This is a genomic window from uncultured Roseobacter sp. (genome assembly GCF_947501835.1).
In the GTDB taxonomy this organism is placed as follows: domain Bacteria; phylum Pseudomonadota; class Alphaproteobacteria; order Rhodobacterales; family Rhodobacteraceae; genus Roseobacter.
Genome location: NZ_CANMXR010000005.1, coordinates 86,039 through 110,325, shown reverse-complemented (window position 1 = coordinate 110,325; position 24,287 = coordinate 86,039). Strand labels below are relative to the sequence as shown.

Below are 24,287 nucleotides of genomic sequence, written 5' to 3'. Positions count from 1 at the left end.
ATCAGAACCAGCCTTTCGGGAAGCCCACGAGGCTTAGCCCCAGCGCGTATTTGAAAAGCAGAAAGAGCCCGATGGACAGACCCACGCCCGACAGGGCGGCCGGAACCATGCGTGGCGAAATCTGATAGCTGAGGATGCCCGCCGCAAAGACGGTTGGGATCACAAAGCCCAGCGGTTTCAGGGCGTAAGCATAGATGATCAGCACGATCACGGCGATGGCCAGCGCACCCCAGGTGCGTAGCATGGGCCAATCGGGATCGGGATCGGGTTTGACGATCATGACCAGCGAACAGAGCGCCGCAACCGCGCCGATCAGCATCGGAAAGGCCTTGGGGCCCACGGGGTCGGTCAGAAAACTGGTCTGGATCTGCGTGGCGCTCGCGATATACCCGAGCGCCACAAAGAGCGTGACCAGACCGAAAATCCGGTCACTGGCCATTACTGGATGACCCCCAGCTCTTTGGACATGGTGTTGATTTCGGCCACGAGGCCATCAACATACGACTGGAAATCGCCGCCCACTTTGGTGAAGGGGGCCAGACCGTTGGCGACCATGGCTTCTTTCCACTCGTCGCTGTCCGCCACCTGTTGCAGCTTGCCGGCCCATTCGTCGAACTTGGCGTCCGAGATGTCCTTGGGCACGTAGAGCCCGCGCCAGTTGACCGCAACCACGTCAAGCCCCTGCTCCTTGGCAGTTGGGATATCCTCGAAACCCGGGATACGTTCTTCGGTCAGAACCGCGATGACGCGAACCTCGCCCGCTTTCAGAAAGCCCACAACCTCGGACATGTCGCCGGTCATGGCTTGGGTGAAACCGCCCACCGTCTGGGTGATTGCGTCCGCGCCACCGTCAACGCCGATGTATTTCACCTTCTTGATGTCGGTGAAGCCCGCGCGCTGCAGGATCATCAGCGGTTTGATATGGTCAAATCCGCCTACCGCCGAACCGCCCGCAAAAGCAACGGAACCTGGGTCTGCCTTGATCGCATCCACCAGATCGTTCAGCGACTGGTATGGGCTGTCTGCGGCCACGACGATCACGCCCGGGTCTGCCCCGATGGCACCGACAAAACGGACCTGATCTGCGGTCATGCCCGCGTAGGCGTTTTGCGCCAAACGGGTCGAAGTTGCCGTAGAGGCGGCAACGATAAGGTCTTCGTCTGATCCGCGCTCAGCCACGACATGGTTGTAGGCAAGACCGCCACCGGCACCGGCCATGTTGGTGACCTGCACTGGCTGGTCGACCACACCGATGTCATACATGATCTTGCCGATCTGGCGGCAGGTGAAATCCCAGCCGCCGCCGGGGTTCGCGGGCGCGATGCATTCTGCGGCGTATGCGCCACCGGTCACACCCACGGAAAGCACGGCACCCGTCATGAGCGCCTTGAAAAAGCGTTTTGTCATTGGTTCCTCCCATTTGACACACGGGTCTCCACCCGTTTCATGTGGTCACAGGACTGTAGGAACCTGACACCAACCTGTCACGTAGGAAGAACATACGCCGCACATGAGATTTTTACTGGTGGAGGACAACGCCGATCTGGCCCGCGCATTGACCGGTCGTTTTGCCGTGGAGGGTCATGTGGTCGACCACGCGACCTGTCTTGGCGATGCGGAGCTGGCGACGCGTACGGTCGCTTACGATATGATTTTGCTGGATATTATGCTGCCCGATGGCGATGGGCGTGAATTTCTGCGCCGTCACCGGGCGCAGGATGACCCCACGCCGGTGATCGTGCTGACGGCGCGCTCGGAGGTGTCTGACCGGGTTGGGTTGCTCGACCTTGGGGCCGATGATTACATCACGAAACCTTTTGATTTTGCCGAGCTTGAGGCCCGCGCGCGGGCCGTGATGCGGCGTCTGGGGGGCTCGGCGGACAATAAAAAGGAATTCGCAGGGCTCATATTCGATTCGAATGCGGGCACGATCACGACAGGGGGGCGTTCCGAGCGATTGCGGAATCGCGAGATGCGGTTGTTGGAGGTTTTCTTTGCCGCGCCGGGGCAGATTTTCTCTAAATCTCACCTGATGGACCGTCTGTTTTCCTTCTCTGATGACGTCTCGGAGAACGCGATCGAGGTTTATGTCGGTCGGCTCCGTCGTAAACTGGGTGAGACGCAGGCGCATATCGAAACGGTGCGCGGGCTGGGCTACCGCATGGTGAAACGCGAATGAGCAGGGTGGTCGCCCCTGTTTCCATACGGAGGCGTCTTGTTGTGCAACTGGCGCTGGTTGCGGCGCTTCTGTCGGTCGCGTTCTTTTTCTCCCTGCGGGTGGTGGCCGAGGGCGCGACGGAGGCCACGCAGGACAACATCCTTGCCGCCTCCGCCACCTCCATTGCCGATGCGGTTTACACTGACGCGGGCGTAGTGCGGGTCGAAATCCCCTATTCGGCGCTGTCGATGCTGGGCACGGTCAGCGAGGACAGGGTGTTCTACCGCGTCATCGTGAACGGAGAGACGCTGACTGGGTATGACGACCTGCCCGTGCCCGAGGGCCGAAGCTCCCGGAACCAGCCACTCTTTGCCACCTATGGCTACCGTGATGACACCTTCCGCGCCGTGGTGGTGAGCCGTGCGCTCAGTGTCGCGAACCAGCCGCGCCGGGTACAGGTGGTGGTGGCGCAGACCCGGCTGGGGCTCGCGGCGATCTCCTCGCGGATTACCACTACGGCCACGGCCATCGGCGTGGCCTTCTTTCTCACCGCCACGGCGCTCAGTACGCTGGCTGCGCAAAATGCGCTCTCACCGCTCAGCCGTCTGGCCGAGGCGGTGGCGCGGCGCGGGCCCAAGGACCTGCGCCCCGTGACCGCTGAAACGCCCACCGAACTGGCGCCGCTGGTGGGAGGGCTCAACGGATTTATCGCGCGGCTGAGTGCAGCGCTTACCCGCTCCGAAGACCTGATCGTTGAGGCGGCGCACCGCGTCCGCACGCCGCTGGCCACGGTGCGCACGCAGGCCGAGGTGATGCATTTGCAGATGGAAAAGCCCCACAACCGGCAGGCCCTGCGCCAGATGATTCGTGCGGTGGATGAAAGCTCCCGTTCCGCAGGCCAACTCCTCGATCACGCGATGGTCACTCTGCGCTCCGACCAGCTGGAGACCGAAGAGATTGATCCGGCAGACCTGTTGCGCGACGCGATCAGCCGCCTGTCGCCCACTGCCGATCTTAAGGACATCGCGATCACGCTGGACCTGCCACAAGAGGCTCTGCGCGTGCAGGGGGATCCGATCCTGTTGCAGAACGCGGTCCGCAACATCCTCGACAACGCCATTAAGTATTCTCCTGCGGATACGGAAATCACTGTGCGGCTCGTGCCCGGCATCCCCTGCCGGTTGCAGGTCTGCGATCAGGGCCGGGGCTTTGCCGCCGAAGACATCGCCCGCCTGCCGGATCGCTTTTCGCGCGGCACCAATGTTGATGACGTGATCGGCTCGGGCCTTGGCCTGACCATCGTGCGCGACGTCGCACAGGCCCATGGCGGCGCGCTGGAAATCGGCGCTAACCCGGAAGGAGGTGGCGCATGCGTCTCGCTTGTCTTGCCCTCTTACTGAGCGTCGCGGCCTCGCTGGCCCCGGCCTTCGAGCTTGAGGAAAGCCGCAGCTACCCCGCCACCGGCCCTGGTCATTTGCGCATCCTGTCCACTGCTGATGTGGATGTGTTCGAGCCCATCATCCACGCGTTTCAGGCCCGGCATGCTGTGTCGATCACCTATGATGTGGCGAGTTCCGCGCAGGTCATGATCGCGCTCTACGACGAGGGCGCGGAATACGATCTGGCCATCTCCTCGGCGATGGATCTGCAGACCAAACTGGCCAATGACGGTCTGGCGCAGACCTATACCTCCGATGCGACGGCGCTGTTGCCGCCCTGGGCGAAATGGCGCGATCAGATCTTTGCCTTCACGCAGGAGCCTGCGGTTCTGGTGTTGAACGCCGCCGCCTTCGAGGCCCTGGAGGTGCCGACAAACCGCGAAGGGCTGATTGCGCTCCTGCGCGATCATCCGGAGGTTTTCGACGGGCGCATCGGCACATATGACGTGCGGGTGTCTGGGGCGGGGTATCTCTTTGCCACGCAGGATTCGCGCAATACCGAAAGCTTCTGGCGCATGACGGAAGTGATGGGGCGGCTCAACACACAGCTTTTTTGCTGCTCCAGCGACATGATCAACGCGGTGGCCTCGGGCCGGCTCCTGCTGGCCTACAACGTGTTGGGCAGCTACGCGCGGGCGCGGCTGGCCGATACACCCGGCGTACTGGTGGTCGAAATGGATGACTTTGTTTCCGTCATGCTGCGCACCGCGCTAATCCCCCAAACGGCAAAGGCCCCCGAAGCAGCTGGCTTGATGATCGATTTCCTCGCCAACATGCGGCTGCGGCCTGAGCTGGTGGCGCAGACGGGCCTGCCCCCCGTGGTCTCCGCCTCCGGAGAGGACAAGGGGGTCATCCGCCCGATCCGCCTCGGGCCGGGGCTCTTGGTGTTTCTGGACCGGATGCGGCGCGATACGTTCCTGCGCAGCTGGGTCAGCTCGATCATGCAGGACTAGCTGCGCGGCGGACGGCTTTTGTAGACGGGGAGGCGCCAGCCAAACGCCAACGAGCCCGCGCGCAAGGCCCATGTTGCAACCGCACAAAGCATCAGCGGCACCAGCGCATCCGGGAAATAAGGCCGTGTGAAGGCCGCAACCGTCGCCCCGGCAAAGGCCGCCGTCACGTAAAGCTCACCCTGTTTCAGCACCAGCGGCACATCGTCCAGCACCACGTCGCGCAAGAGCCCGCCCATGCATCCGGTGATCGTGCCCATCAGCACAACCACCAGCACCGGCTGGCCCAGTGACAGCGCCACGCCCGTGCCCGCGGGCACGGCCACGGCCAGCGCGAAACTATCCAGCCAGATCAGCGTTTTCAGCCTGCTTTCAAAGAGATGCGCGGTCAGGAAGACCAGCAACGCCGCCGCACAGGCCACGCCGATATAGCTGGGCTGCGCGATCCAGAAGATCGGATTACGGTCCAGGAGCACGTCGCGCACCGTGCCGCCGCCCACTGCCGTGAGGCAAGCAACAAAGGCAAAGCCCACGATGTCGAGCTGCTGGCGGCTCGCCACCAGTGCCCCCGTTAGTGCAAAGATAAAGACAGATGCATAATCCAGCAGCGCAATCAGGCTCATAGGCTGCCTCTGATCCAGTCACAGGCGCGCTGGAACGGTGTGGCGAACCCCTTGGGGAGCGGCGCATCAAGGTCGATCCAGAAAAAGCGGAAAAGATGCCCGCCGTCATCTGCGCAGCGGTGCTGCCATTGCTCACGCAGTGGCCCCGCCAGACGGCAAAGGCTGAAATGCCAGCGGCTGTCTGCAGCGATCTCTGTGCTCTGACCCAGATGGATCGCCGCGCGTGTCTCCAGCCCGCTTTCTTCATAGAGCTCCCGTGCGGCGGCCTGTTCGGGCCGCTCCCCTGGCTTAATGCTACCTTTCACCAATTGCAGACCGGCCTGCGGGTGCTCAAAACCGGCGATCCGGCGCGGCACCCCGTCAAGGTGCAGCGCGACCGGGCAGGCGACCTCACGCATTGCCAGCCTTCTTGAAGGGGGCCATGCCCGCGCGCGCCAGCTCATCCGCGCGCTCATTTTCCGGATGGCCCGCGTGGCCTTTGACCCACTTCCATGTCACATCATGGGCCGCGTTTGCCGCATCCAGCCGCTGCCACAGCTCCGCATTGGCCACGGGCTTTTTCGCCGCATTCTTCCAGCCGTTTTTCTTCCAGCCGTGAATCCAGGAGGTGATCCCGTTTTTGACGTAATTGCTGTCGGTCACGATGGTGATCGTGCTGCGACGGTTGAGCGATTCCAGCGCGTGGATCGCCGCCAGCAGCTCCATCCGGTTGTTGGTGGTTTCGGGCTCGCCGCCCTTCAGCTCGCGCTCCTTGACCACGGTCTCGCCGTCCATCGCGCGCAGCAAGGCCCCCCAGCCGCCGGGGCCGGGATTGCCGGAGCAGGCGCCGTCGGTATATGCGAAAAGCTCAGCCATGAGCCGCGAGGCATATATAGGGGGCCTCCACCCCGTCAAGGCCGGTTGTCACACCGGTCTCCCGCGCGGTGACGAACAACCCGGCATTCTTCAGCAATCCGGTCAGTTCGGCGTCGGTGTAATAGGTGTAAAGCCGCCCGATGGGATCGCGCTTGCTGCCGGTGCCAGTTTTCACGCCGATGTGGAACCGCCCGCCGGGTTTCAGGGCTTGCGCGATGGCGGCCAGGTGGCGCGGCATCTCGGCGCGCGCGGCGTGCAGCAGGGAGAAATTCGCCCAGATGCCATCGTAGACATCTGTACCGCTCAGATCATCGAAACCTGCCAAGCGCGCATCGACATGCGGGTGGCGTCTGGCCAGCGCGATCATTTCGGGCACAGGGTCCATGGCCGTAACCTGCAAGCCGTGATCCGCCATCAGCGCCGCCGATGCCCCGGGGCCGCAACCCAGATCCAGCACATGCGCGCCCTGGGGCAGGGCCGTCATGAAGGTGCGCAACCTGTGATCGGTCTTGTTGAAATCATCGGTCATCTGGTCATAGTCCTGCGCCTTGGCGCCATAGACCTTCAGGGTTTCGGGGTCGCTCATCAGATCACCCCCACGCCCAAACAGATCACCACGATTGTCGTGAGCAGAAGGCGCAGCGACATCCACCACCGCGGCGTCAGGCCCCACTGCCAGAAGGCATAATCCAGCACCAGCAGCCCCAGAAACCCGAAGATCAGATTGGTCCCCGCCGAGACCGGCCCGCCGCCAGTCATGAAAAACGCCCAGAGCGCGGGGATGACGGACAGCACATAGCCCATCGCGGCCTTGCTGCCGCTGGTTTTTGTGGCAAAGCCCCAGAGCACGCCCGACATGAACGACAGGATCACCGAGCCGTAAAAGAGTTGTACGTAAGGACCGATGAAGCGCGGCCCGAGGGCGGAGATGCCCCAATCGGCCAATGCGCCATTGAGCGTGGTGGCCGCGCCCCAGACAAAGGGGATCAGCCCCGCCAGCCCCAGAACCAGAGGTGCGGTGGGGATGCGCGTCACAGACCCGGCACCGAGGCGGTGATGTGGTGCGCGCGCGTTGTCGCCAGCCCGTCGATCAGGTCAGCGGATCGGTGTCTTAAGGCGTCGATGTCCTTGACACATGCCGCCGGTGAGATGGTCGCTTTGCCCGTCATCCCATTGCTCATGCACGTTCAAGTGCAAGACGCCCCGCGAGGGCAGCGAAGATCGCGGCAAAGGAGCGGTTGAGCCAGCGCATTACTGCCTCCGAACCCAGGAGCCAGGCGCGGGCCTGTGCGGCAAAGAGACCGTAGAGCACGAAGACTGCGAAGGTCAGCGCCATGAAAATGCCGCCCAGCACGGTCATTTCCAGCGTTGCCGTAGCCGGGTTGCCTGACAGGAAAGGCGGCAGCAGCGCCAGAAAGAAGATCGACAGCTTCGGGTTCAGGATATTGATCAGCGCGCCGCGCCGGGCGATGCGCCAGCCGTTCTCGACCTTGCGGTCCGCCGAGATGGCCAAAGCGCCTCCGGAGCGCAGCGATTGCCACGCCAGATACAAAAGATATGCGACACCTGCGAACTTCACGACTGTAAAGAGCACGGCAGAGGTATGCAGCACCGCTGCCAGCCCCAGCGTCGCCGCAGCCAGATGCGGCACGATCCCGAAGGTGCAGCCCAAAGCGGCCCAGAGCGCAGCGATGCGCCCCTGCCCCAGACCCAAAGCCAGCGTGTAGATGACCCCTGTGCCGGGGGCGAGCACGACGACAATCGCCGTCACCAGAAATTGCAGCGAGATCATGCGGGCTCCCTCAGAACGCGTGGGACTTTGAATTCGACGTTTTCGACCGCAGTCTCCACCAACTCGCGCGTCACGTCGTAATGCTCGGAAAAGGCGTCCATCACCTCGTTGATCAACACTTCTGGTGCCGAGGCCCCGGCGGTGATGCCGATGCTGCGGATGCCCTCCAGCGCCCGCCAGTCGATATCGGTCGCCCGTTGCACCAGCTGCGCATACTTGCAGCCCGCGCGTGCGCCCACCTCGACCAGCCGTTTGGAGTTCGAGGAATTGGGCGCGCCCACCACCAGCATCGCATCGCACTTGGGTGCCATCGCCTTCACGGCCTCTTGCCGGTTGGTGGTGGCGTAGCAGATGTCTTCCTTGTGTGGGCCGACGATGGCGGGGAACCGTGCCTGCAGGGCGGCGACCACCTCTGCAGTGTCATCCACGCTCAAGGTCGTTTGGGTGACATAGGCCAGCCGCTCCGGGTCGCGGACCTCGACGGTGGCCACATCGGCGGGGGTTTCGACCAGCAACACCTCGCCTTCGGGCAACTGCCCCATGGTCCCGACGGTTTCGGGGTGACCCGCGTGGCCGATCATGATCATCTGCAAGCCGTTGTCGGAATGGCGCTGCGCCTCGATATGCACCTTGCTCACCAGCGGGCAGGTGGCATCGACATAGACCATCTCACGCTTGGCGGCGGCGGCGGGCACCGCCTTGGGCACCCCATGGGCGGAGAAAATTACCGGACGGTCATCGGGGCAGTCATCGAGTTCTTCGACAAAGACCGCGCCCTTGTCACGCAACCCGTCGACGACGAATTTATTGTGCACGATCTCATGGCGGACGTAGACGGGCGCGCCCCACTTTTCCAGCGCCATCTCAACGATCTTGATGGCGCGGTCCACGCCCGCGCAAAAACCGCGCGGGGCGGCAAGATACAGGGTCAGCGGCGGTTTTGTCATAGCTTAGCTCCGGTTCATGTCCCCAGAGGTAAGGCTTTGCTTTGTCAGCGTCCAGAGTGTCGTGTCGCCGCGTGCCCAACTTGTCGGGCAATCACGGCGCCATCCTCCCCGGCCTCAGCCGTTTGCAGCCGCTTCCGGGAATTCACGGGGCGGGCGGCCGATCACATCCTTGAGCTCGTCGAGCTCGATGAAATTGTCAGCCTGACGCCGCAGGTCATCGGAAATCATTGGCGGCTGGCTGCGGATGGTCGAGACCACCGAAACGCGCACGCCGGATCGCTGCAAGCTTTCCACCAACGGTCGGAAATCGCCATCTCCGGAGAACAGCACAATGTGATCCACCCGCGGGGCCAGCTCCATCGCATCCACGGCCAGTTCAATGTCCATGTTGCCCTTCACCTTCCGGCGACCCATGCTGTCGGTATATTCCTTGGCCGGTTTGGTCACCATCGTGAAGCCGTTGTAGTTCAGCCAGTCCACCAGCGGACGGATCGGAGAATATTCGTCATTCTCCAGCAGCGCGGTGTAGTAGAACGCCCGCAAGAGCTTGCCTCGACGCATGAATTCTTGGCGCAGCAGTTTGTAGTCGATATCAAAGCCAAGAGACTTGGCTGCCGCGTAGAGATTCGAACCGTCGATGAACAGCGCTAGCCGTTCGTCCTTATAAAACATTTGTTGTCCTTCCGATTGGCCAGACGCTAGCGTTTAAAAAAACGACATGACTTAATAAGCAGCGAGCTGACACGTTGAAAATAGGGGTTTTTATTGGTGCCGCAAGAGTTACTGAGCACGAAAACAGGCGAAATGCTGCCACAAATCCGGTCAATCGGGCTGGTTGCCCTAGGGTCAAATAGCCCTTCGGCGCAGGGTGACCCTAGGGAAACTATCGAAAAAGCTATTCTAGCACTGGTTGAATTTTTCCAAGTGATTCGCGGGGTTAGCAGGCTCTATCGGACCCCTGCTTTCCCCCCAGGCAGCGGGTCGGATTTCGTCAATGCAGTGGTCGCGGTGGAGACCGATGACCCTCCCGAAAAAGTGATAAAAAAACTTCATCAGCTCGAGGAGGGGATGGGACGCACCCGCAAAACGAGATGGGGACCCAGAACGCTGGACCTCGACCTCATCGCGCTGGGTGATTATGTGATGCCGGATGCCGAAACGCATCTGGCCTGGCGCGATCTGCCCTTGAGCCGGCAAATGACCCAAGCACCGGATACATTGATCCTGCCGCATCCCCGCGTGCAGGAGCGTGCCTTTGTTCTGGTGCCGCTGGCAGACGTCGCGCCCGATTGGGTGCACCCGGCGCTTGGTCTGTCGGTGGATCAGATGCTCGCAGCGCTGCCGGATGCGGTGAAAGAAGAGGTCGTTGCGCTCGAATAGGCGCTTGTAAATCTCGAAAAAGGGGCCTAAATACCGCACTTCTGACAAATCCCCGATTTATGGAGTGTTCCATGGCCCGCGTCACCGTTGAAGATTGCGTCGATAAAGTACCCAACCGGTTTGAACTGGTCATGCTTGCGGCACACCGTGCGCGCGAAATCTCTGCCGGTGCGGCGATCACCGTGAACCGCGACAACGACAAGAACCCGGTTGTATCGCTGCGTGAGATCGCGGACGAGACACAAAGCGCCGACGAGCTGCGCGAGCGCCTGATCGAGAGCAATCAGAATCAGATCGAGGTGGATGAGCCCGAAGAGGACGCAATGGCGTTGCTGATGGGGGCAGAGCAGGACAAGCCCGAAGAGGACAGCATGTCCGAAGAGATGCTTTTACGGCAGCTGATGGCAGCGCAAGGGCAAAGCTGACACTAGCTTCCCCGCCCTGAGGGCAGATGAATGACACCGCCTGACCAGCTCGACATTTCCGCGGACGATCTGGTCAGTCTCGTCACCAAATACAATCCAAAGACAAACGAAGCGCTGATCCGCGCGGCCTACGATTATGGTCGCGACATGCATGACGGTCAGTTTCGCCACTCGGGCGAGCCCTATTTCAATCACCCGGTTGCCGTATCCGCGATCCTGACGGAGCAGCAGCTGGATGACGCCACCATCATCACCGCACTGCTGCATGACACGATCGAGGATACGAAAGCCTCTTATGGCGAGGTGTCCAAGCTGTTTGGCGAAGAGGTGGCGGTATTGGTCGACGGCGTCACCAAGCTGACCAACCTGCAACTGAACTCCAGCGAAACCAAGCAGGCCGAGAATTTCCGCAAGCTATTTATGGCGATGTCCAAGGATTTGCGGGTCATCCTGGTCAAGCTCAGTGACCGTTTGCACAACATGCGCACGATCAAGGCGATGCGCCCGGAGAAACAGGCGCAAAAGGCGCGGGAAACCATGGATATCTTTGCCCCGCTGGCGGGCCGGATGGGCATGCAATGGATGCGCGAGGAACTGGAAGACCTTGCGTTCCGGGTGCTCAACCCCGAGGGACGCGCCAGCATCATCCGCCGCTTCATCAACCTGCAGCGCGAAACCGGCGATGTGATCCAGCGGATCACCGGCGACATGCGGCTGGAACTCGACAAGGCCGGGGTGGAGGCCGAAGTCTTTGGCCGCGCCAAGAAACCCTATTCGATCTGGCGCAAGATGCAGGAGAAGGAGCAGACCTTTTCGCGTCTGAGTGACATCTACGGCTTTCGGATCCTCACTGAGAGCGAAGAGGATTGTTACCGTGCATTGGGAGCGATCCACCAGCGCTGGCGCGCGGTGCCGGGACGGTTCAAGGATTACATCAGCCAACCCAAAAGCAACGGGTATCGCTCGATCCATACCACCGTGTCGGGGCGGGATGGTAAACGGGTGGAGGTTCAGATCCGCACCGGCCAGATGCACGATGTGGCCGAAACCGGCGTGGCGGCACATTGGTCCTACCGGGATGGTGTGCGCAGCCAGAACCCCTTTGCCGTCGATCCGGCGAAATGGATCACGCAGCTATCTGAGCAGTTTGACGCAGAAGTCGACCACCAGGATTTCCTCGAAGCGGTCAAGCTGGAGATGTATTCGGACCAGGTCTTTTGCTTCACCCCCAAGGGCGAAGTGGTCAAGCTGCCGCGCGGTGCGACGCCGATTGATTTCGCCTTTGCCATCCACACCCGGATCGGCATCGCCTGCGTGGGCGCCAAGGTTGATCACATGCGCGTCCCGCTCTGGACCCGTTTGAAAAACGGCCAGAGCGTCGAGATCATCACCGCCGAAGGGCAAAGCCCGCAGGCCACATGGCTTGATATTGCCACGACGGGCAAGGCGCGCTCCGCGATCCGCCGTGCGCTGCGCGATGAGGACCGCGCACGTTTTGTCAAACTGGGGCGCGAACTGGCCCGCTCCGCCTTTGAGCACGTGGGCAGAAAAGCCACCGACAAGGCCTTGGCCACGGCCGCGCGTCATATGCGATTTGAGAATCGCGACGATCTGCTGGCGCGCCTGGGCAGTGCCGAGATCACCGGTCGCGAAGTGGTGCAGGCGGTCTACCCTGATCTTGCGCCAAAAGCCGGTGAAAAGGTCGATGCGCGCCGTGCTGTGATCGGCCTGTCACAGGGGCAGTCGTTTGAACGGGCGTTCTGTTGCCAGCCACTGCCCGGCGAGCGGATTGTCGGCATCACCTTCAAGGGCCGCGGCGTCGTGGTGCACGCCATCGATTGCGACCGTCTGAGCGCCTATGAAGACCAGCTCGACCGCTGGCTGGATCTGCGCTGGCATGAGGGCCCGCATTCCGCAATTTACGGTGCGACACTCGATGTCACGCTCAATAATGACGCCGGGACACTGGGGCGTATTTGCACCTTGATCGGGGAATCTCGCGCGAATATCTCGGATTTGCAATTTATCGATAGGAAACCTGACTTTTACCGTCTTCTGATCTATGTGGAACTCAGAGATGTGGCACATCTGCATTCGTTGATGCTGACACTTGAGGCAGAAAACGATGTGGCGGCAATATCGCGCTCCCGCAATCTGCCGCAGGGATCGGTCGAAACACCTGCCTGATGCCGCGACCCGGCCATTTAGAGGTCATAATTTTGGGGTTTTTGCACGGGCAAATGCCTCTCAAGGATTGAAAAGGACCCCGCCCGTTGGTTTTTAAACGCCGCGATCCCAAAAGTTGGCCTCGCGCCCTGGTCGAGCTGCTTTGGCCGCGCGGGGGGTGGGCGCGTGCGTTCCACTACGTCAAACATCGGATGCGGCGCTTGCCGGACAGCCCGGAACGTATCGCGCGCGGCATCTGGGCTGGCGTATTTGCCTCCTTCACACCCTTTTACGGATTTCACTTTTTCATCGCGGCCGGGCTTGCGACGCTGATGCGCGGGAATGTGATTGCGTCGCTCATGGCGACGTTCTTCGGCAATCCGCTGACCTACGTTCCGATTGGTGTCGCGGCGCTTTCGACCGGCCACTGGTTGTTGGGCGATGACATGGACGCGCGGATCCCCCGTTCCTTCGGTGGTAAATTCGTCGACGCAGGTGCCGACCTCAAGGACAACTTCATGGCCATGTTCACCGAAGCCACAGCGGATTGGTCCCGGCTATCGGTCTTTTATGACGAGATTTTCTTTCCATACATGGTCGGCGGTGTGCTGCCGGGCATCTTTTTTGCGAGCCTTTGTTATTATCTTTCCGTGCCGGTCATCCGCGTGTATCAAAAACGACGCAAGGGGATGATCAAATCGAAATTTGACGCCATAAAAGCCAAAGCTGCTGCAAAAGCAGATGCAAAACGCAAAGCGGAACACTCAACCGGGGACTAATTGGGGGCTGATATGGCCAATACCGAAAAACTGCGCCTTGGCGTAAACATTGACCACGTGGCAACGGTGCGCAATGCGCGCGGCGGGGCCTACCCGGATCCACTGCGCGCGGCGCGTATCGCCGAAAAAGCGGGGGCGGATGGGATCACGGCGCACCTGCGCGAAGACCGCCGCCACATCTCGGACGCAGATATCGAAGGGTTGATGGAGGTGCTGAACGTGCCTTTGAACTTCGAGATGGCTGCCACGGATGAAATGCAGAAAATCGCCCTGCGCCACAAACCGCATTCGGTCTGCATCGTGCCAGAAAAGCGCGAGGAGCGCACCACCGAGGGTGGCCTGGAAGTGGCGCGCGAGGAAAACAAGCTCGCGCATTTCATCGCCCCGCTTCGGGACGCGGGCTGTCGCGTGTCGATTTTCATCGCAGCGGACAAACGCCAGATCGACGCCGCGCACCGCATCGGGGCACAGGTGATCGAGCTGCACACCGGCGCCTATTGCGATGCTTATGCGGATGGTGAACTCGACACCCACCACGATGAACTCGACGCCCTGCGCGAGATGGCGACATACGCCCATTCGCTGGGGCTCGAAGTGCATGCGGGACACGGCCTTACCTATGACACGGTAATGCCGGTTGCGGCCTTCCCCGAGGTGATGGAACTCAACATCGGTCATTTTCTGATTGGTGAGAGCATCTTTCTGGGCCTTGAACCGGCGATCACCGAAATGCGCCGCTTGATGGATGAAGCCCGTGCAGAGCGTTGATCTGTTGCTCCCGCTCTCGGCGGTACTGCTGGGGTGGATGGTGATGGGCGGCAGTCCCGGGCCGGCGACGCTCGCGATTTCCGGCACCTCCATGCAGCAGGGGCGCCTTGCAGGTCTGACGTTGGCGGCGGGCATCGTTGTGGGCTCCGCCAGTTGGGGGATTGCAGCAGCGCTGGGATTTTCAGCGGTGATGATGGCCAATGTCTGGCTCTTTGAGGTGATCCGCTATCTTGGGGCCGCCTATCTGCTCTATCTTGCGTTCAAATCCCTGCGATCCGCATGGCGAGGTGCCGGGGTTACGGCCCTGCCGGTGCCACACAACCGGCTCTTTGCAAAAGGTCTGTTGCTCCATCTGACGAACCCCAAAGCGATCCTCGGGTGGGGCGCGATTTACGCGATTGCCCTCGCACCTGGATCAGGCCCTGCCGCGGTCTGGAGCCTGTTTGCCGCGCTGATCTGTTGCTCCATGGTGGTCTTTTTTGGCTACGCGCTGCTCTTTTCATGGGGGCCGATTGCGCGGGCCTACGTGCGCGCGCGCCGTGTATTCGAACTGACATTCGGCCTTCTCTTCGGCGCGGCCAGTTTCAAAATTCTGACGGCAAGGTTGGTATGATCCTCGGCATCGGCACCGATCTTGCGAATATCGAACGTATTCAGGGTACGCTCGACCGTTTTGGGGATCGCTTTCGTAACCGGGTCTTTACCGACATCGAACAACGCAAGGCGGAGCGGCGCAAGGATGTGGCGGGCACCTATGCCAAACGCTGGGCCGCCAAGGAGGCCTGTTCCAAGGCGCTTGGCACTGGCCTCGCGATGGGGATTGCCTGGAAGGATATGTCCGTCACCAATTTGCGCAGCGGCCAACCGGTGATGCATGTGACCGGATGGGCCAAGGATCGTCTGGAGGCGATGACACCGGAAGGGCATGAGGCGGTCATTCATGTGACGCTGACGGATGATCATCCCTGGGCGCAGGCCTTCGTGGTGATCGAGGCGCTGCCAAAAGCCACCTGACCCGACACATCACTCGCGTCACATCCATGTGATGTCGAAAGCCCGCCCGCGCCAAATTGGCGACCAGCCCTGCAATTTGCAGAATACCATCAGCCAAGACTGTCCGACGCCGCGTGACCCCGCCTTGACTTGCCCCCCGCGCCCCCGCATTTAGGCGCAGACCAAATCATGGGAGCGCCAGATGGCCGCCACAGAAAAAAAGCAGCAGAACGCCTTTCTTGAGACGATCAAAACCATCGTCTATGCGCTGCTCATTGCCGGTGTGTTCCGCACCCTGTTTTTCCAGCCGTTCTGGATCCCGTCAGGGTCCATGAAGGAAACGCTTTTGGTGGGCGATTTCCTTTTCGTGAACAAGATGGCTTATGGCTATTCCTATGCATCCTGCCCCAGCCTGATCATGCCGCGATTTGGCGTGAATGTGGACGCAAAAGACATCTGTGGGTTTTTCGATGGCGACAACACCCGTTTCCTTGGCGGTGAGCCTGAGCGGGGCGATGTCGTGGTTTTCCGCCATCCCGTCTCCGGTCGTGACTACATCAAGCGATTGATTGGGATGCCCGGGGACAGCATTCAGATGCGTGACAGTGTTGTTTTCATCAACGGGGTGGCCGCACCGCAGGAACCCGCGGGTGTTTTCGAGGAAATCATGGAGCCACAGGGACCGGAAGGCCGCCGCCCACGTTGTGGCAACGGGCCCGTGGGCGATGGTGGTACCTGCCAGAAGACGCGTGCGATCGAAACCTTACCCGGTGGCACCAAACATGTGGTGCTGGACATCGGGTTGCAGGCCTCGGACCGCACAGGCGTCTACCAGGTGCCCGAAGGTCATTACTTCTTCATGGGGGACAACCGGGATAACTCTGCCGACAGCCGTTTGGCGCAGCAGGTGCAGGGCGTCGGGTTTGTACCCTTTGAAAATCTGATTGGTCGGGCGGACCGTATCATGTTTTCCTCCGGTGGTCGCTCCATGCTCTTTTTCTGGACATGGCGAGGTGATCGTTTCTTCAAGGCGGTGGAGTGAAGCTTTCTGCGGAATTGAGGTCCTTTCAGGACCGCTTGGGGCACAGGTTCGCGCGCCCGGAGCTCTTGGCGCAGGCCGTCACCCACGCCTCGATGTCATCGGCCAATCGGGATGATAATCAGCGTCTTGAGTTTCTGGGCGACAGGGTGCTGGGTCTGGTCATGGCAGAGGCCCTGCTGTCCCTGGATAAATCCGCGACCGAGGGGCAATTGGCCCCGCGTTTCAACGCGTTGGTACGCAAGGAAACCTGCGCCGATGTGGCCCGCGAGATTGATCTGGGCGCGGTTCTGCGTCTGGGCAGGTCGGAGATGCTGTCGGGCGGCAGGCGCAAGCAGGCCCTGTTGGGAGATGGCATCGAGGCGGTGATTGCGGCGGTCTACATGGATGCCGGGTTTGAAGTGGCGCGCGCGCTGATCCTGCGCCTTTGGGGCACACGCGTGCACGAAGTGGAGGAAGACGCGCGGGATGCGAAGACCGCATTGCAGGAATGGGCGCAGGCCCGTGGGCTGTCCCCGCCCGCCTATGTCGAAGTTGCGCGCACCGGGCCGGACCATGCGCCGGTCTTTACCATCGCGGCAGAACTCGAAACCGGCCAAAGCCAGAAAGCCACTGCTGGCTCCAAACGGCAGGCGGAACAGGCGGCTGCCGGTAATCTGTTGGCCGAACTGGAGAAATCGCCATGAGCAAACGCGCCGGTTTTGTCGCTCTGATTGGGGAGCCGAATGCGGGGAAATCCACGCTGCTGAACCGCATGGTCGGGGCCAAGGTGTCGATCGTGACCCATAAGGTGCAAACCACACGTGCGCGCATTCGCGGCGTGGCGATGGAGGGCGAGAGCCAGATCGTTTTTGTGGATACGCCGGGATTGTTTCAGCCGCGCCGCCGCCTGGACCGCGCCATGGTTGCTGCGGCCTGGGGCGGGGCGGCGGATGCCGATGTTGTTGTTTTGCTGGTCGAGGCACAGCGGGGCGTGACGGAGGGCGTGGAGCGCATTCTCGAAGGGCTGGTCGATATTGGGCAGGGCCGGAAAGTTGCGCTTGCGATCAACAAGATCGACCGGGTGCAGGCCGAGGTGTTGCTGGGGCTGAGCAAGGATCTGAACGACCGCTATCCGTTTGTGGAGACCTTCATGATCTCCGCGGAGCGCGGGCACGGCGTGGATATGTTGCGGCAATGGCTGGCGGCAGAGGTGCCCGAAGGTCCCTGGCTTTACCCCGAAGATCAGATCGCGGATTTGCCGATGCGGATGATTGCCGCCGAGATGACACGCGAAAAATTGACGCTACGGCTGCATCAGGAGCTGCCCTATCAGCTGACGGTCGAAACCGAAGGCTGGGAAGAGCGCAAGGATGGATCCGCCAAGATCGATCAGTTGATCTATGTTGTGCGGGACGGGCACAAGGGGATCGTTCTGGGCCACAAGGGGGAGACCATCAAAGCCGTGTCCAAAGCCGCGCGTGAGGAGCTGGAGGAATTTCTGGGCCGCAAGATTCATCTGTTTCTTCAGGTCAAAGTGCGGCCAAACTGGCTGGACGAGGCCGAGCGCTATTCGGAAATGGGGCTGGAGTTCAAAGATGGCAACACCTGAGCGGGTTGCGCGTGTGGGAGCCTCCGGCGGGGATGTTTTTGGCCAGAAGAAGGTGGCGGCGCAATGGCCCGGCTGACGGCGCGGTTCTGGATTGATGCCTATCTGGCGCGGTTGCGGACCCAGGACATTCCTGCGTTCATCGTCACCCATGGGGATGACACCGCGGGCAGTGTTCTGGTCAAGGTGAACCAGTTGGATGGACAGGCCACGGTGTATCAGCGCAGTTACAATCTGTTGGATGACAAGCACTCCTGGGCCATTCTGGAACAGGGGGATGAGGTGCAGGTCGATGCCAGTATCACCCGGCAACGGGGGTTCGATCCGGATATCTGGGTGGTTGAGGTTGAGGATCGGCAGGGACGGCACCTGCTCGATCAACCCGGGATGACCTGATGGAGTGGCGTGACGAGGGCATTTTGCTGAACACCCGGCGTCACGGCGAAACCTCCGCGATCATCGAAGTCTTTACACCGGAACATGGGCGGCACGCGGGTGTTGTGCGAGGTGGCACCAGTCGAAAAATCGCACCGATCCTGCAGCCCGGCGCGCAGCTGGATGTGGCGTGGCGGGCGCGGTTGGAAGACCACATCGGCAGTTTTCAGGTTGAGCCGGTGCGCAGCCGTGCTGCGGTGGCCCTGAGTGACCGACTTGCCCTGGCCGGGCTGAATGCCGTGACCGCATTGCTGGCGTTTTGTCTGCCGGAGCGGGAGCCGCATCCCCGCCTATATCAGCGGTCGGAACAATTGCTGGATCTGCTGGATCAGGCGGAGTTGTGGCCGCTGGCCTATCTGCGGTGGGAAATGTGCCTATTGGAAGAGATGGGCTATGCGCTGGAGCTTGAGACCTGCGCGGTGACGGGCACGCAGGACGATCTGGTCTATGTCTCGCCAAAATCGGGGCGTGCCGTTTCAAGAGCGGCAGCGGGCGTATGGGCGGACAGGTTGTTGCCGTTGCCGGATGTCCTGAGAGGGCAGGGAGATGCTGACAATGACCAGATTGCTCAGGGTCTGGTGACCACCGGGTATTTTTTGACGGCACATCTGGCGCAAGATCTGGGCAACAAGCCGCTGCCAGAGGCGCGCAGCCGTTTTGTCGAAGCTTTTACTCGTCAGCTTTGAAAATCATCGTTCTGCCCTCTTCGGTTGACAGGATCAGCGTGTCGCCCAAAACCTCGGATTGGCTCATCTCGGAGAGGGCCGAGAAATAGGCTGTCTCGGCCTCCAGATCGGAGCAGGCCATGCGCGTCGCCGCAATTGGGCCCATCTCGAACCACGGATAGGGCGCTGTCATACTGCCTGTATAGCTGTTGCAGGGGGCCTTGCCGGTGACTTGCCCGGGCTCCGGAAAAATCAGCGTTGCTGCATAGTCGACTACCGACTGATCAACTTCGACCAACCGCCAGGTTTCCCCCGCCGCACCATAGGCATTCACAGTTTCGTCCTGATAGCATCCCGCGACGAAGAGCAAAGACGCCAGCGCAGCCGACGCCAGTCGCTTTCGGGCCATCATTTCAACGCCAGCACGAGGTCAATCATCGTGTCAAAGGCGGTTGCGGGATCTGCTTGATCCTTCAGTTGCGGCAGGCCGATCAGCGCGCCCAGGCAGCTTTGCGCGAAACCGGGATTGGTCACGCCGAGCTGTCGCAGCAGGTTAGTGAGATAGGTGAGGCGTTCGGCGTCAACCTGGGAGATGGCGGCGGCGACCGTGGGCGACTTTTGCGCCCAGGCTCGGAAGGCCGGGTCTTGCGCGTCTGACAGAATCAGAGACCCAAAGCGGCGCAGACGTTGTTCTGAGGTGCCGTCTTCGGCAAGTGCGGCCAGCACTTGTGCAAAGGCACGGGACTGCCAGTCGGAGATGATTGCGTCCTGAAAGGCGGGCACATCCTTGAAATGCCAATAGAAAGACCCTTTGGTGGTGCCGATCTTGCGCGCAAGAGGTTCCGCAGCCAAGGCGGAGGCACCTTTTTCGATCAGCTCCGCAAGGCCGGCATCGATCCATGATTGGCGGGTGAGTCGCTGGTGTTTCATGCCTTAGGCATAGGTAGCTGCCCACAATGCTGCAAGTGCGAAGAGAGCGCAGGTGGCAAAATCGCGCGGCAACTTGAGCCCGGCGCAGCAGAGGCCCGCCGGTGCCCTCAAATCGAGCAGGTTTTTGCCGGCTTTTGCTACCCGAGTATGCGGCGGGCGATGACCTGGGCCTGGATTTCAGCGGCCCCCTCGAAGATGTTGAGAATCCGTGCATCACACAGCACACGGCTGATTTTGTATTCCAGCGCGAAGCCATTGCCGCCGTGGATCTGCAAACCGTTATCCGCCGCGGCCCAGGCGACCCGTGCACCCAGAAGCTTGGCCATGCCGGCTTCTACATCGCACCGCCGCCCTTCGTCCTTCTCGAATGCGGAGAAATAGGTCAGCTGACGCGCGACCATGATCTCAACGGCCATCATCGCCAGCTTACCTGACACGCGGGGGAAATTGATCAAGGCTTTGCCAAATTGCTTGCGGTCCTCTGCATATTGCATCGAAATGTCCAACGCGGATTGGGCCACCCCAATGGCACGGGCCGCCGTTTGAATGCGCGCGGATTCGAAGGTTTCCATCAGCTGTTTGAAGCCTTTGCCCTCTTCGCCCCCCAGAAGGTTTTCACCTTTAACGTGGAAATTGTCGAAGCCAAGCTCGTATTCTTTCATGCCCCGGTAACCCAGGACCTCGATCTCACCACCGGTCATGCCCTCGGTAGGGAAAGGATTGGCATCATCCCCGGGTGTCTTTTCGGCCAGAAACATCGACAGGCCCTTGTAGTTGGAGGTCTCCGGGTCGGTTCGGGCAAGCAAAGTCATGACCTGGGTGCGTGTCGCATGGGTGATCCAGGTTTTGTTGCCTGTGATCCGGTAGTCATCACCGTCCTTGACGGCGCGGGTGCGCAGGCTGCCCAGATCGGAGCCGGTGTTCGGTTCTGTGAACACGGCTGTGGGCAACGTTTCAGCCGACGCCAGACGCGGCAGCCATTTCTCTTTTTGCGCATCGGTGCCGCCCGCGAGGATCAATTCCGCCGCGATTTCCGACCGGGTGCCCAGGCTGCCGACCCCGATATAGCCGCGCGAAAGCTCCTCTGAGACCACGCACATAGAGGCTTTGGAGAGCCCGAAACCGCCGTATTCTTCCGGTATCGTCAGGCCAAAGACCCCCATTTCAGCGAGCTCTTCGATGACTTCCATCGGGATCAGCTCGTCCTTGAGGTGCCAATCATGGGCGAAGGGTTCGACTTTTTCGACGGCGTAACGACGGAACTGTTCGCGGATCATTTCCAGCTCATCTTCAAGCCCTGAAGCGCCGACCGTGATGTCGGCGGAGTGCTCTTGCATCAGCTCGACAAGCCGCGTGCGCGCGGCTTGGGTGTTGCCGCCCTGGGTCAGCGTCATGATGGCCGGTTCCATCAGCGCGCGCATGTCGGATTGATCAAGGCCCAGATCCTGCAACCGCAGCATTTCGCCCTGGTTCATCTGGATGCCACCGTAAATCTGCCAGAGGTATTCGCCAAAGGCGATCTGATGCAGCAATTGCTCCGTTTCGCCAAATGACCCCTTTGCATTCAGGTCTTCTGCCCAGCGTTGCATTTGCCGCAGTGCTTGCGCGTAGGTCGCCAACCAGGCCAACCCATGTGCCGCGGTCTGGTGCGTTTCAATCAACGCGCCCGACACCCGCCCGGCGTCGGATACAAGCTCCCGTACCCGCGATGTCGCGGTTTCTAGTACGGCATCCACGGGGGCCAGTGCCGCTGACGTCAGATCGAGAAGGTTTTCCAGAATAACCGGGCTGTGCATCGGTTGTGTCTGTCCATCATGGGGCATCATAAGCTTCCTCTATACATCGCCAGCGGTGTAATTCTTTCGCACCTGCAGCGCAACAAAAATACCAAGAGATGCGGCAATTTGGACGAAAATTGCGCGACAAGTTTATTGATGACGTGGCGGAAAACGTGCTTTGTGCTTTTAGCACAGGGCACAAGATCAAAAAACACCCCTAAAACGGGAAAAACGCCGCTAGTGCGGCGCTGCCCAGTCACATACTGATTAACGATTCTAAGGGATACATTTGGCGTGTCAGAAGGCAGGAGAGCCTGTCTTCTGATACGCCGAAGACCAGGGACTAGCCCTGACGTGCGACTGTCACACCGGAAACGTCTTCAATAAACGTTACGATGCGTGTCTTGATTGTATCATCACGGATGGCAGCCAGTGCCGTGACGATTTCGAGACCGGGATCGCGTCGTTCGGATTTTTCCATTGACGCATCAAGGCCTTCGAAGAAGTAAGACGTGGGCACATCAAGGATGCGCGATAACTCGTAAAGTCTGCTGGCAGCAATTCTGTTGGACCCGATTTCGTATTTCTGGATCTGCTGAAAAGACAGATCCAATTCCCGTGCAACATCTGTCTGGGACAGACGGCGCATCGTGCGGATTTGCTTCAATTTGCGACCAACGTGAACATCAACTGGATGGGACATAACTATTTAACACCTCTGGTTGTGACTGCCCTCACTCATCGCGGGAATCGGCGAATCGTTCAACTGAGTACCTTTTTCTTTTTTTTGACTAAAAATGTTCCGGTGATGTATGAAAAATGTTGCGTTACTGGATGATTTATTTACCATCGATCCCGATGAACCAGATCGTGGCCCCTTCAGAAACAACCCAGGCAGTGAAGAAGCCTGCCGAAACGCATGGCCTTCTGCATGAGATGATCCGGTCGTTTACAACCCTCGCCAAGACGCTGAACCTCAGCCACGCGGTTAAGGAGCTGGGCAGCACCCGGCAGACCGTGCGTCGCCACATCACACAGCTCGAAGAGGCGAAGGGTGCGGCGCTCTTCACGGTGGAGGATCGGCAATACCGTCTGACCGAAGAAGGGGAGCGCGCATTGCCAGAAGCGCAGGACCTTCTGGCGCGGGGGAATGCCTGGTTGAACAGCAACGTCAGCCATGTCCACGGGCTGCAGCTTTTCAGTGCGAGCCTGCCGAACGGTTGGTGTTTTTGGCAACAGCAGCACTCGCTTAGCCGGATTTGGAATGCGCCATCCTGCCTGATGCGGGAGACGCTCCGCAGTTGGGCCATGGCAGGGGGCGATCTCGAATCACCCTGCATGGAACATGTGCGTCCCTATCTTATCGTTTACCGCCACACGATCGCTGGGTGGATCTGCGTGGAATTTGGGGAGGAGTCCTTTTTTGTGAAGTGGTTCGGATGGGCCAAGGCGCGCAGCAGCGTTGGCCGGTCTCTCGGCCGCATGCCAGGTGGCGACGACTTCGCCCGCATGCTCGATGAACCCTTCCACGAAGTGCAAACAACGCAAAGCATGCGCCTGGATCACGTCTTTACGCTGGTTCCGCGCGAATCCGACGGAACTTTGCAGCCTGTTAACTATCAGCGCCTAATGCTTGGGGGACGATTCCCTGACGGCAGTCTGGCACTTTATGCCCTGGTTGAGCCATCAGCAGATGTTGAGATAGTTGGTCTAGATCATGGCAAAATTGTGCAGCCTTCGCCTGAAATTATGGTGCATTTTAACCAAATTAACGCAAAATACGAGCGTTAATCAGTTATTTAGGATAGCCTTTGCCAGAGGATGCTCGGCAAAGGAGTTTTGGCATGTCATTTCATAGTATGAACGAGGGGGCACAATTCGTCGCAACCAGTCGCGATATTTTGCGCCAAAATCAAATTACGGTCACAATTGGGACAAATTTCCTCGCCTATCGCAAGCTCCTCAGAGAGGAACGTCCGCAGCAAATGATGGGCGCGCCATTCGATCCTGACATCCACAATCTTAACGATAAAAACGCGTTCTGGCTGGTCGCGCGCGACGCGGATGGGCAGTTGATGCATACGCAGGCGTCACGGCTTCTGAACCTGCGGAAACAGAAGCTGAGCGGGTATCTGTTGAAGAAGTTTCGCGACTTCCCGCCCCCCCTGCCTGACCTCGATCTTGAACGGTCGCGGTACCGTGCAAGCCCCGGCGCTGGCCGTATCACCGGCAACGTGGTGTATCATGGAGAAGTCTGGATGGGTGACACGGGTCCCTATCGCGGCACCGGCCTCTCTACCGTTCTGGCGCGCTATGGCATCCATGAAGCGATGTGCCGCTGGAACCCTGACCATATTTTCGGGTTCATGGCCCGGACGGTGGCCTTCAAAGGGTTCGCCGAGCGTATGGGTTACATGCACAATGAGCCCGGTGCCGTGCGCTGGTTTCGCAAAGGCAGTGACATGCCGTTTGAAGGGTTTCTTAGCTATCTGAGCAACGAGGACGCCCGCTACATGCTGGAAGTGCCTGTGGTGGACGTTGTCGAGGTACCAGAGCGTCGTCGCAAGGCGGCCTGAT

General features: G+C 60.3%; 32 protein-coding genes. 17 read left to right on the top strand and 15 right to left on the bottom strand.

The window, feature by feature from the left end; all coding sequences use genetic code 11:
• Position 1: 1 nt before the first annotated feature.
• Both Q1A20_RS11915 and Q1A20_RS11910 read right to left on the bottom strand, forming a co-directional pair.
• Entirely contained in the window at positions 2-439 is a 438-nt protein-coding gene (locus Q1A20_RS11915) for a tripartite tricarboxylate transporter TctB family protein (protein ID WP_299407926.1), read from the bottom strand.
• Positions 439-1,407 carry a tripartite tricarboxylate transporter substrate binding protein gene (locus Q1A20_RS11910; protein WP_299407923.1) on the bottom strand — a complete coding sequence of 323 codons (969 nt, stop codon included), beginning with the start codon at positions 1,405-1,407 and terminating at the stop codon, positions 439-441. The genes Q1A20_RS11915 and Q1A20_RS11910 overlap by 1 nt, the downstream gene beginning before the upstream one ends.
• A gap of 103 nt (positions 1,408-1,510) precedes the next feature.
• On the opposite strand from Q1A20_RS11910, the gene Q1A20_RS11905 reads away from it, so the two are divergent.
• From Q1A20_RS11905 to Q1A20_RS11895, 3 genes are read left to right on the top strand one after another with little or no spacing between them, the layout of a single operon-like run.
• Positions 1,511-2,179 (top strand): response regulator transcription factor, encoded by a 669-nt coding sequence (locus tag Q1A20_RS11905; protein ID WP_298974806.1) that lies wholly within the window; start codon positions 1,511-1,513, stop codon positions 2,177-2,179.
• The gene (locus Q1A20_RS11900) at positions 2,176-3,558 is read left to right on the top strand and encodes a sensor histidine kinase (RefSeq protein ID WP_299407919.1); all 1,383 of its coding nucleotides are present in this window, start codon (positions 2,176-2,178) and stop codon (positions 3,556-3,558) included. The genes Q1A20_RS11905 and Q1A20_RS11900 overlap by 4 nt, the downstream gene beginning before the upstream one ends.
• Positions 3,528-4,550, top strand: coding sequence for a substrate-binding domain-containing protein (locus Q1A20_RS11895; RefSeq protein ID WP_299407916.1), 1,023 nt, complete (start codon positions 3,528-3,530; stop codon positions 4,548-4,550). Before Q1A20_RS11900 ends, Q1A20_RS11895 begins: the two co-directional genes overlap by 31 nt.
• On the opposite strand, the gene Q1A20_RS11890 is transcribed toward Q1A20_RS11895, so the two are convergent.
• The 9 genes from Q1A20_RS11890 to Q1A20_RS11850 form a co-directional block, all read right to left on the bottom strand.
• Positions 4,547-5,170 carry a trimeric intracellular cation channel family protein gene (locus Q1A20_RS11890; protein ID WP_299407912.1) on the bottom strand — a complete coding sequence of 208 codons (624 nt, stop codon included), beginning with the start codon at positions 5,168-5,170 and terminating at the stop codon, positions 4,547-4,549. The genes Q1A20_RS11895 and Q1A20_RS11890 overlap by 4 nt on opposite strands.
• Positions 5,167-5,568: an NUDIX domain-containing protein gene (locus Q1A20_RS11885; protein ID WP_299407909.1), complete on the bottom strand. Its 402-nt coding sequence runs from the start codon at positions 5,566-5,568 to the stop codon at positions 5,167-5,169. The genes Q1A20_RS11890 and Q1A20_RS11885 overlap by 4 nt, the downstream gene beginning before the upstream one ends.
• Positions 5,561-6,025 carry a ribonuclease HI gene (gene rnhA / locus Q1A20_RS11880; RefSeq protein WP_298974812.1) on the bottom strand — a complete coding sequence of 155 codons (465 nt, stop codon included), beginning with the start codon at positions 6,023-6,025 and terminating at the stop codon, positions 5,561-5,563. The genes Q1A20_RS11885 and rnhA overlap by 8 nt, the downstream gene beginning before the upstream one ends.
• On the bottom strand, positions 6,018-6,611 hold the full coding sequence (locus Q1A20_RS11875) for a trans-aconitate 2-methyltransferase (protein WP_299407906.1): 594 nt from the start codon (positions 6,609-6,611) through the stop codon (positions 6,018-6,020). Before Q1A20_RS11875 ends, rnhA begins: the two co-directional genes overlap by 8 nt.
• Positions 6,611-7,060, bottom strand: a complete 450-nt coding sequence (locus Q1A20_RS11870) for a DUF3429 domain-containing protein (protein WP_299407904.1) — start codon at positions 7,058-7,060, stop codon at positions 6,611-6,613. Before Q1A20_RS11870 ends, Q1A20_RS11875 begins: the two co-directional genes overlap by 1 nt.
• Positions 7,057-7,194, bottom strand: a complete 138-nt coding sequence (locus Q1A20_RS11865) for a hypothetical protein (RefSeq protein WP_299502056.1) — start codon at positions 7,192-7,194, stop codon at positions 7,057-7,059. The genes Q1A20_RS11870 and Q1A20_RS11865 overlap by 4 nt, the downstream gene beginning before the upstream one ends.
• Before the next feature lie 8 nt (positions 7,195-7,202).
• A complete protein-coding gene (locus Q1A20_RS11860; RefSeq protein ID WP_299916987.1) occupies positions 7,203-7,817 on the bottom strand; it encodes a LysE family translocator in 615 nt (204 codons plus the stop codon).
• Positions 7,814-8,764, bottom strand: a complete 951-nt coding sequence (gene ispH, locus Q1A20_RS11855) for a 4-hydroxy-3-methylbut-2-enyl diphosphate reductase (protein WP_299916986.1) — start codon at positions 8,762-8,764, stop codon at positions 7,814-7,816. Before ispH ends, Q1A20_RS11860 begins: the two co-directional genes overlap by 4 nt.
• Before the next feature lie 114 nt (positions 8,765-8,878).
• Positions 8,879-9,436, bottom strand: a complete 558-nt coding sequence (locus Q1A20_RS11850; protein WP_298974824.1) for an NYN domain-containing protein — start codon at positions 9,434-9,436, stop codon at positions 8,879-8,881.
• 132 nt (positions 9,437-9,568) lie between these two features.
• Between Q1A20_RS11850 and folK the strand changes: the two genes are divergently transcribed.
• The 12 genes from folK to recO all read left to right on the top strand — a co-directional run bounded on the left by folK (position 9,569) and on the right by recO (position 19,023).
• On the top strand, positions 9,569-10,144 hold the full coding sequence (folK, locus tag Q1A20_RS11845; protein WP_299917088.1) for a 2-amino-4-hydroxy-6-hydroxymethyldihydropteridine diphosphokinase: 576 nt from the start codon (positions 9,569-9,571) through the stop codon (positions 10,142-10,144).
• 71 nt (positions 10,145-10,215) lie between these two features.
• The gene (rpoZ, locus tag Q1A20_RS11840; protein WP_298974826.1) at positions 10,216-10,569 is read left to right on the top strand and encodes a DNA-directed RNA polymerase subunit omega; all 354 of its coding nucleotides are present in this window, start codon (positions 10,216-10,218) and stop codon (positions 10,567-10,569) included.
• 30 nt (positions 10,570-10,599) lie between these two features.
• Positions 10,600-12,756 (top strand): bifunctional (p)ppGpp synthetase/guanosine-3',5'-bis(diphosphate) 3'-pyrophosphohydrolase, encoded by a 2,157-nt coding sequence (locus tag Q1A20_RS11835; RefSeq protein WP_298974827.1) that lies wholly within the window; start codon positions 10,600-10,602, stop codon positions 12,754-12,756.
• 86 nt (positions 12,757-12,842) lie between these two features.
• Positions 12,843-13,514: a DUF2062 domain-containing protein gene (locus Q1A20_RS11830; protein WP_298974828.1), complete on the top strand. Its 672-nt coding sequence runs from the start codon at positions 12,843-12,845 to the stop codon at positions 13,512-13,514.
• 12 nt (positions 13,515-13,526) lie between these two features.
• On the top strand, positions 13,527-14,282 hold the full coding sequence (locus Q1A20_RS11825) for a pyridoxine 5'-phosphate synthase (protein ID WP_299407889.1): 756 nt from the start codon (positions 13,527-13,529) through the stop codon (positions 14,280-14,282).
• A gap of 37 nt (positions 14,283-14,319) precedes the next feature.
• Positions 14,320-14,895 (top strand): LysE family transporter, encoded by a 576-nt coding sequence (locus tag Q1A20_RS11820; RefSeq protein WP_299408463.1) that lies wholly within the window; start codon positions 14,320-14,322, stop codon positions 14,893-14,895.
• A complete protein-coding gene (gene acpS, locus Q1A20_RS11815; protein WP_299407886.1) occupies positions 14,892-15,296 on the top strand; it encodes a holo-ACP synthase in 405 nt (134 codons plus the stop codon). The genes Q1A20_RS11820 and acpS overlap by 4 nt, the downstream gene beginning before the upstream one ends.
• Before the next feature lie 181 nt (positions 15,297-15,477).
• Positions 15,478-16,317, top strand: a complete 840-nt coding sequence (gene lepB / locus Q1A20_RS11810; RefSeq protein ID WP_298974831.1) for a signal peptidase I — start codon at positions 15,478-15,480, stop codon at positions 16,315-16,317.
• Positions 16,314-17,000 (top strand): ribonuclease III, encoded by a 687-nt coding sequence (rnc, locus tag Q1A20_RS11805; RefSeq protein WP_298974832.1) that lies wholly within the window; start codon positions 16,314-16,316, stop codon positions 16,998-17,000. The genes lepB and rnc overlap by 4 nt, the downstream gene beginning before the upstream one ends.
• Positions 16,997-17,905, top strand: coding sequence for a GTPase Era (gene era, locus Q1A20_RS11800; protein ID WP_299407882.1), 909 nt, complete (start codon positions 16,997-16,999; stop codon positions 17,903-17,905). The genes rnc and era overlap by 4 nt, the downstream gene beginning before the upstream one ends.
• A gap of 63 nt (positions 17,906-17,968) precedes the next feature.
• Positions 17,969-18,298: a DUF1491 family protein gene (locus tag Q1A20_RS11795; RefSeq protein WP_298974834.1), complete on the top strand. Its 330-nt coding sequence runs from the start codon at positions 17,969-17,971 to the stop codon at positions 18,296-18,298.
• Positions 18,298-19,023: a DNA repair protein RecO gene (recO, locus tag Q1A20_RS11790; protein ID WP_299407879.1), complete on the top strand. Its 726-nt coding sequence runs from the start codon at positions 18,298-18,300 to the stop codon at positions 19,021-19,023. Before Q1A20_RS11795 ends, recO begins: the two co-directional genes overlap by 1 nt.
• On the opposite strand, the gene Q1A20_RS11785 is transcribed toward recO, so the two are convergent.
• The 4 genes from Q1A20_RS11785 to Q1A20_RS11770 all read right to left on the bottom strand — a co-directional run bounded on the left by Q1A20_RS11785 (position 19,007) and on the right by Q1A20_RS11770 (position 22,413).
• On the bottom strand, positions 19,007-19,414 hold the full coding sequence (locus Q1A20_RS11785; protein ID WP_299407877.1) for an META domain-containing protein: 408 nt from the start codon (positions 19,412-19,414) through the stop codon (positions 19,007-19,009). The genes recO and Q1A20_RS11785 overlap by 17 nt on opposite strands.
• The gene (locus Q1A20_RS11780; RefSeq protein WP_299407874.1) at positions 19,411-19,932 is read right to left on the bottom strand and encodes a TetR/AcrR family transcriptional regulator; all 522 of its coding nucleotides are present in this window, start codon (positions 19,930-19,932) and stop codon (positions 19,411-19,413) included. Before Q1A20_RS11780 ends, Q1A20_RS11785 begins: the two co-directional genes overlap by 4 nt.
• A 137-nt stretch (positions 19,933-20,069) precedes the next feature.
• Positions 20,070-21,755 carry an acyl-CoA dehydrogenase family protein gene (locus tag Q1A20_RS11775; protein WP_299916985.1) on the bottom strand — a complete coding sequence of 562 codons (1,686 nt, stop codon included), beginning with the start codon at positions 21,753-21,755 and terminating at the stop codon, positions 20,070-20,072.
• A gap of 298 nt (positions 21,756-22,053) precedes the next feature.
• The gene (locus Q1A20_RS11770) at positions 22,054-22,413 is read right to left on the bottom strand and encodes a helix-turn-helix transcriptional regulator (protein WP_298974839.1); all 360 of its coding nucleotides are present in this window, start codon (positions 22,411-22,413) and stop codon (positions 22,054-22,056) included.
• Positions 22,414-22,529: 116 nt separating this feature from the next.
• On the opposite strand from Q1A20_RS11770, the gene Q1A20_RS11765 reads away from it, so the two are divergent.
• Positions 22,530-23,501 carry a LysR family transcriptional regulator gene (locus tag Q1A20_RS11765; RefSeq protein WP_299407869.1) on the top strand — a complete coding sequence of 324 codons (972 nt, stop codon included), beginning with the start codon at positions 22,530-22,532 and terminating at the stop codon, positions 23,499-23,501.
• Between the two features lie 53 nt (positions 23,502-23,554).
• On the top strand, positions 23,555-24,286 hold the full coding sequence (locus Q1A20_RS11760) for a hypothetical protein (protein ID WP_298974841.1): 732 nt from the start codon (positions 23,555-23,557) through the stop codon (positions 24,284-24,286).
• Position 24,287: the final 1 nt, after the last annotated feature.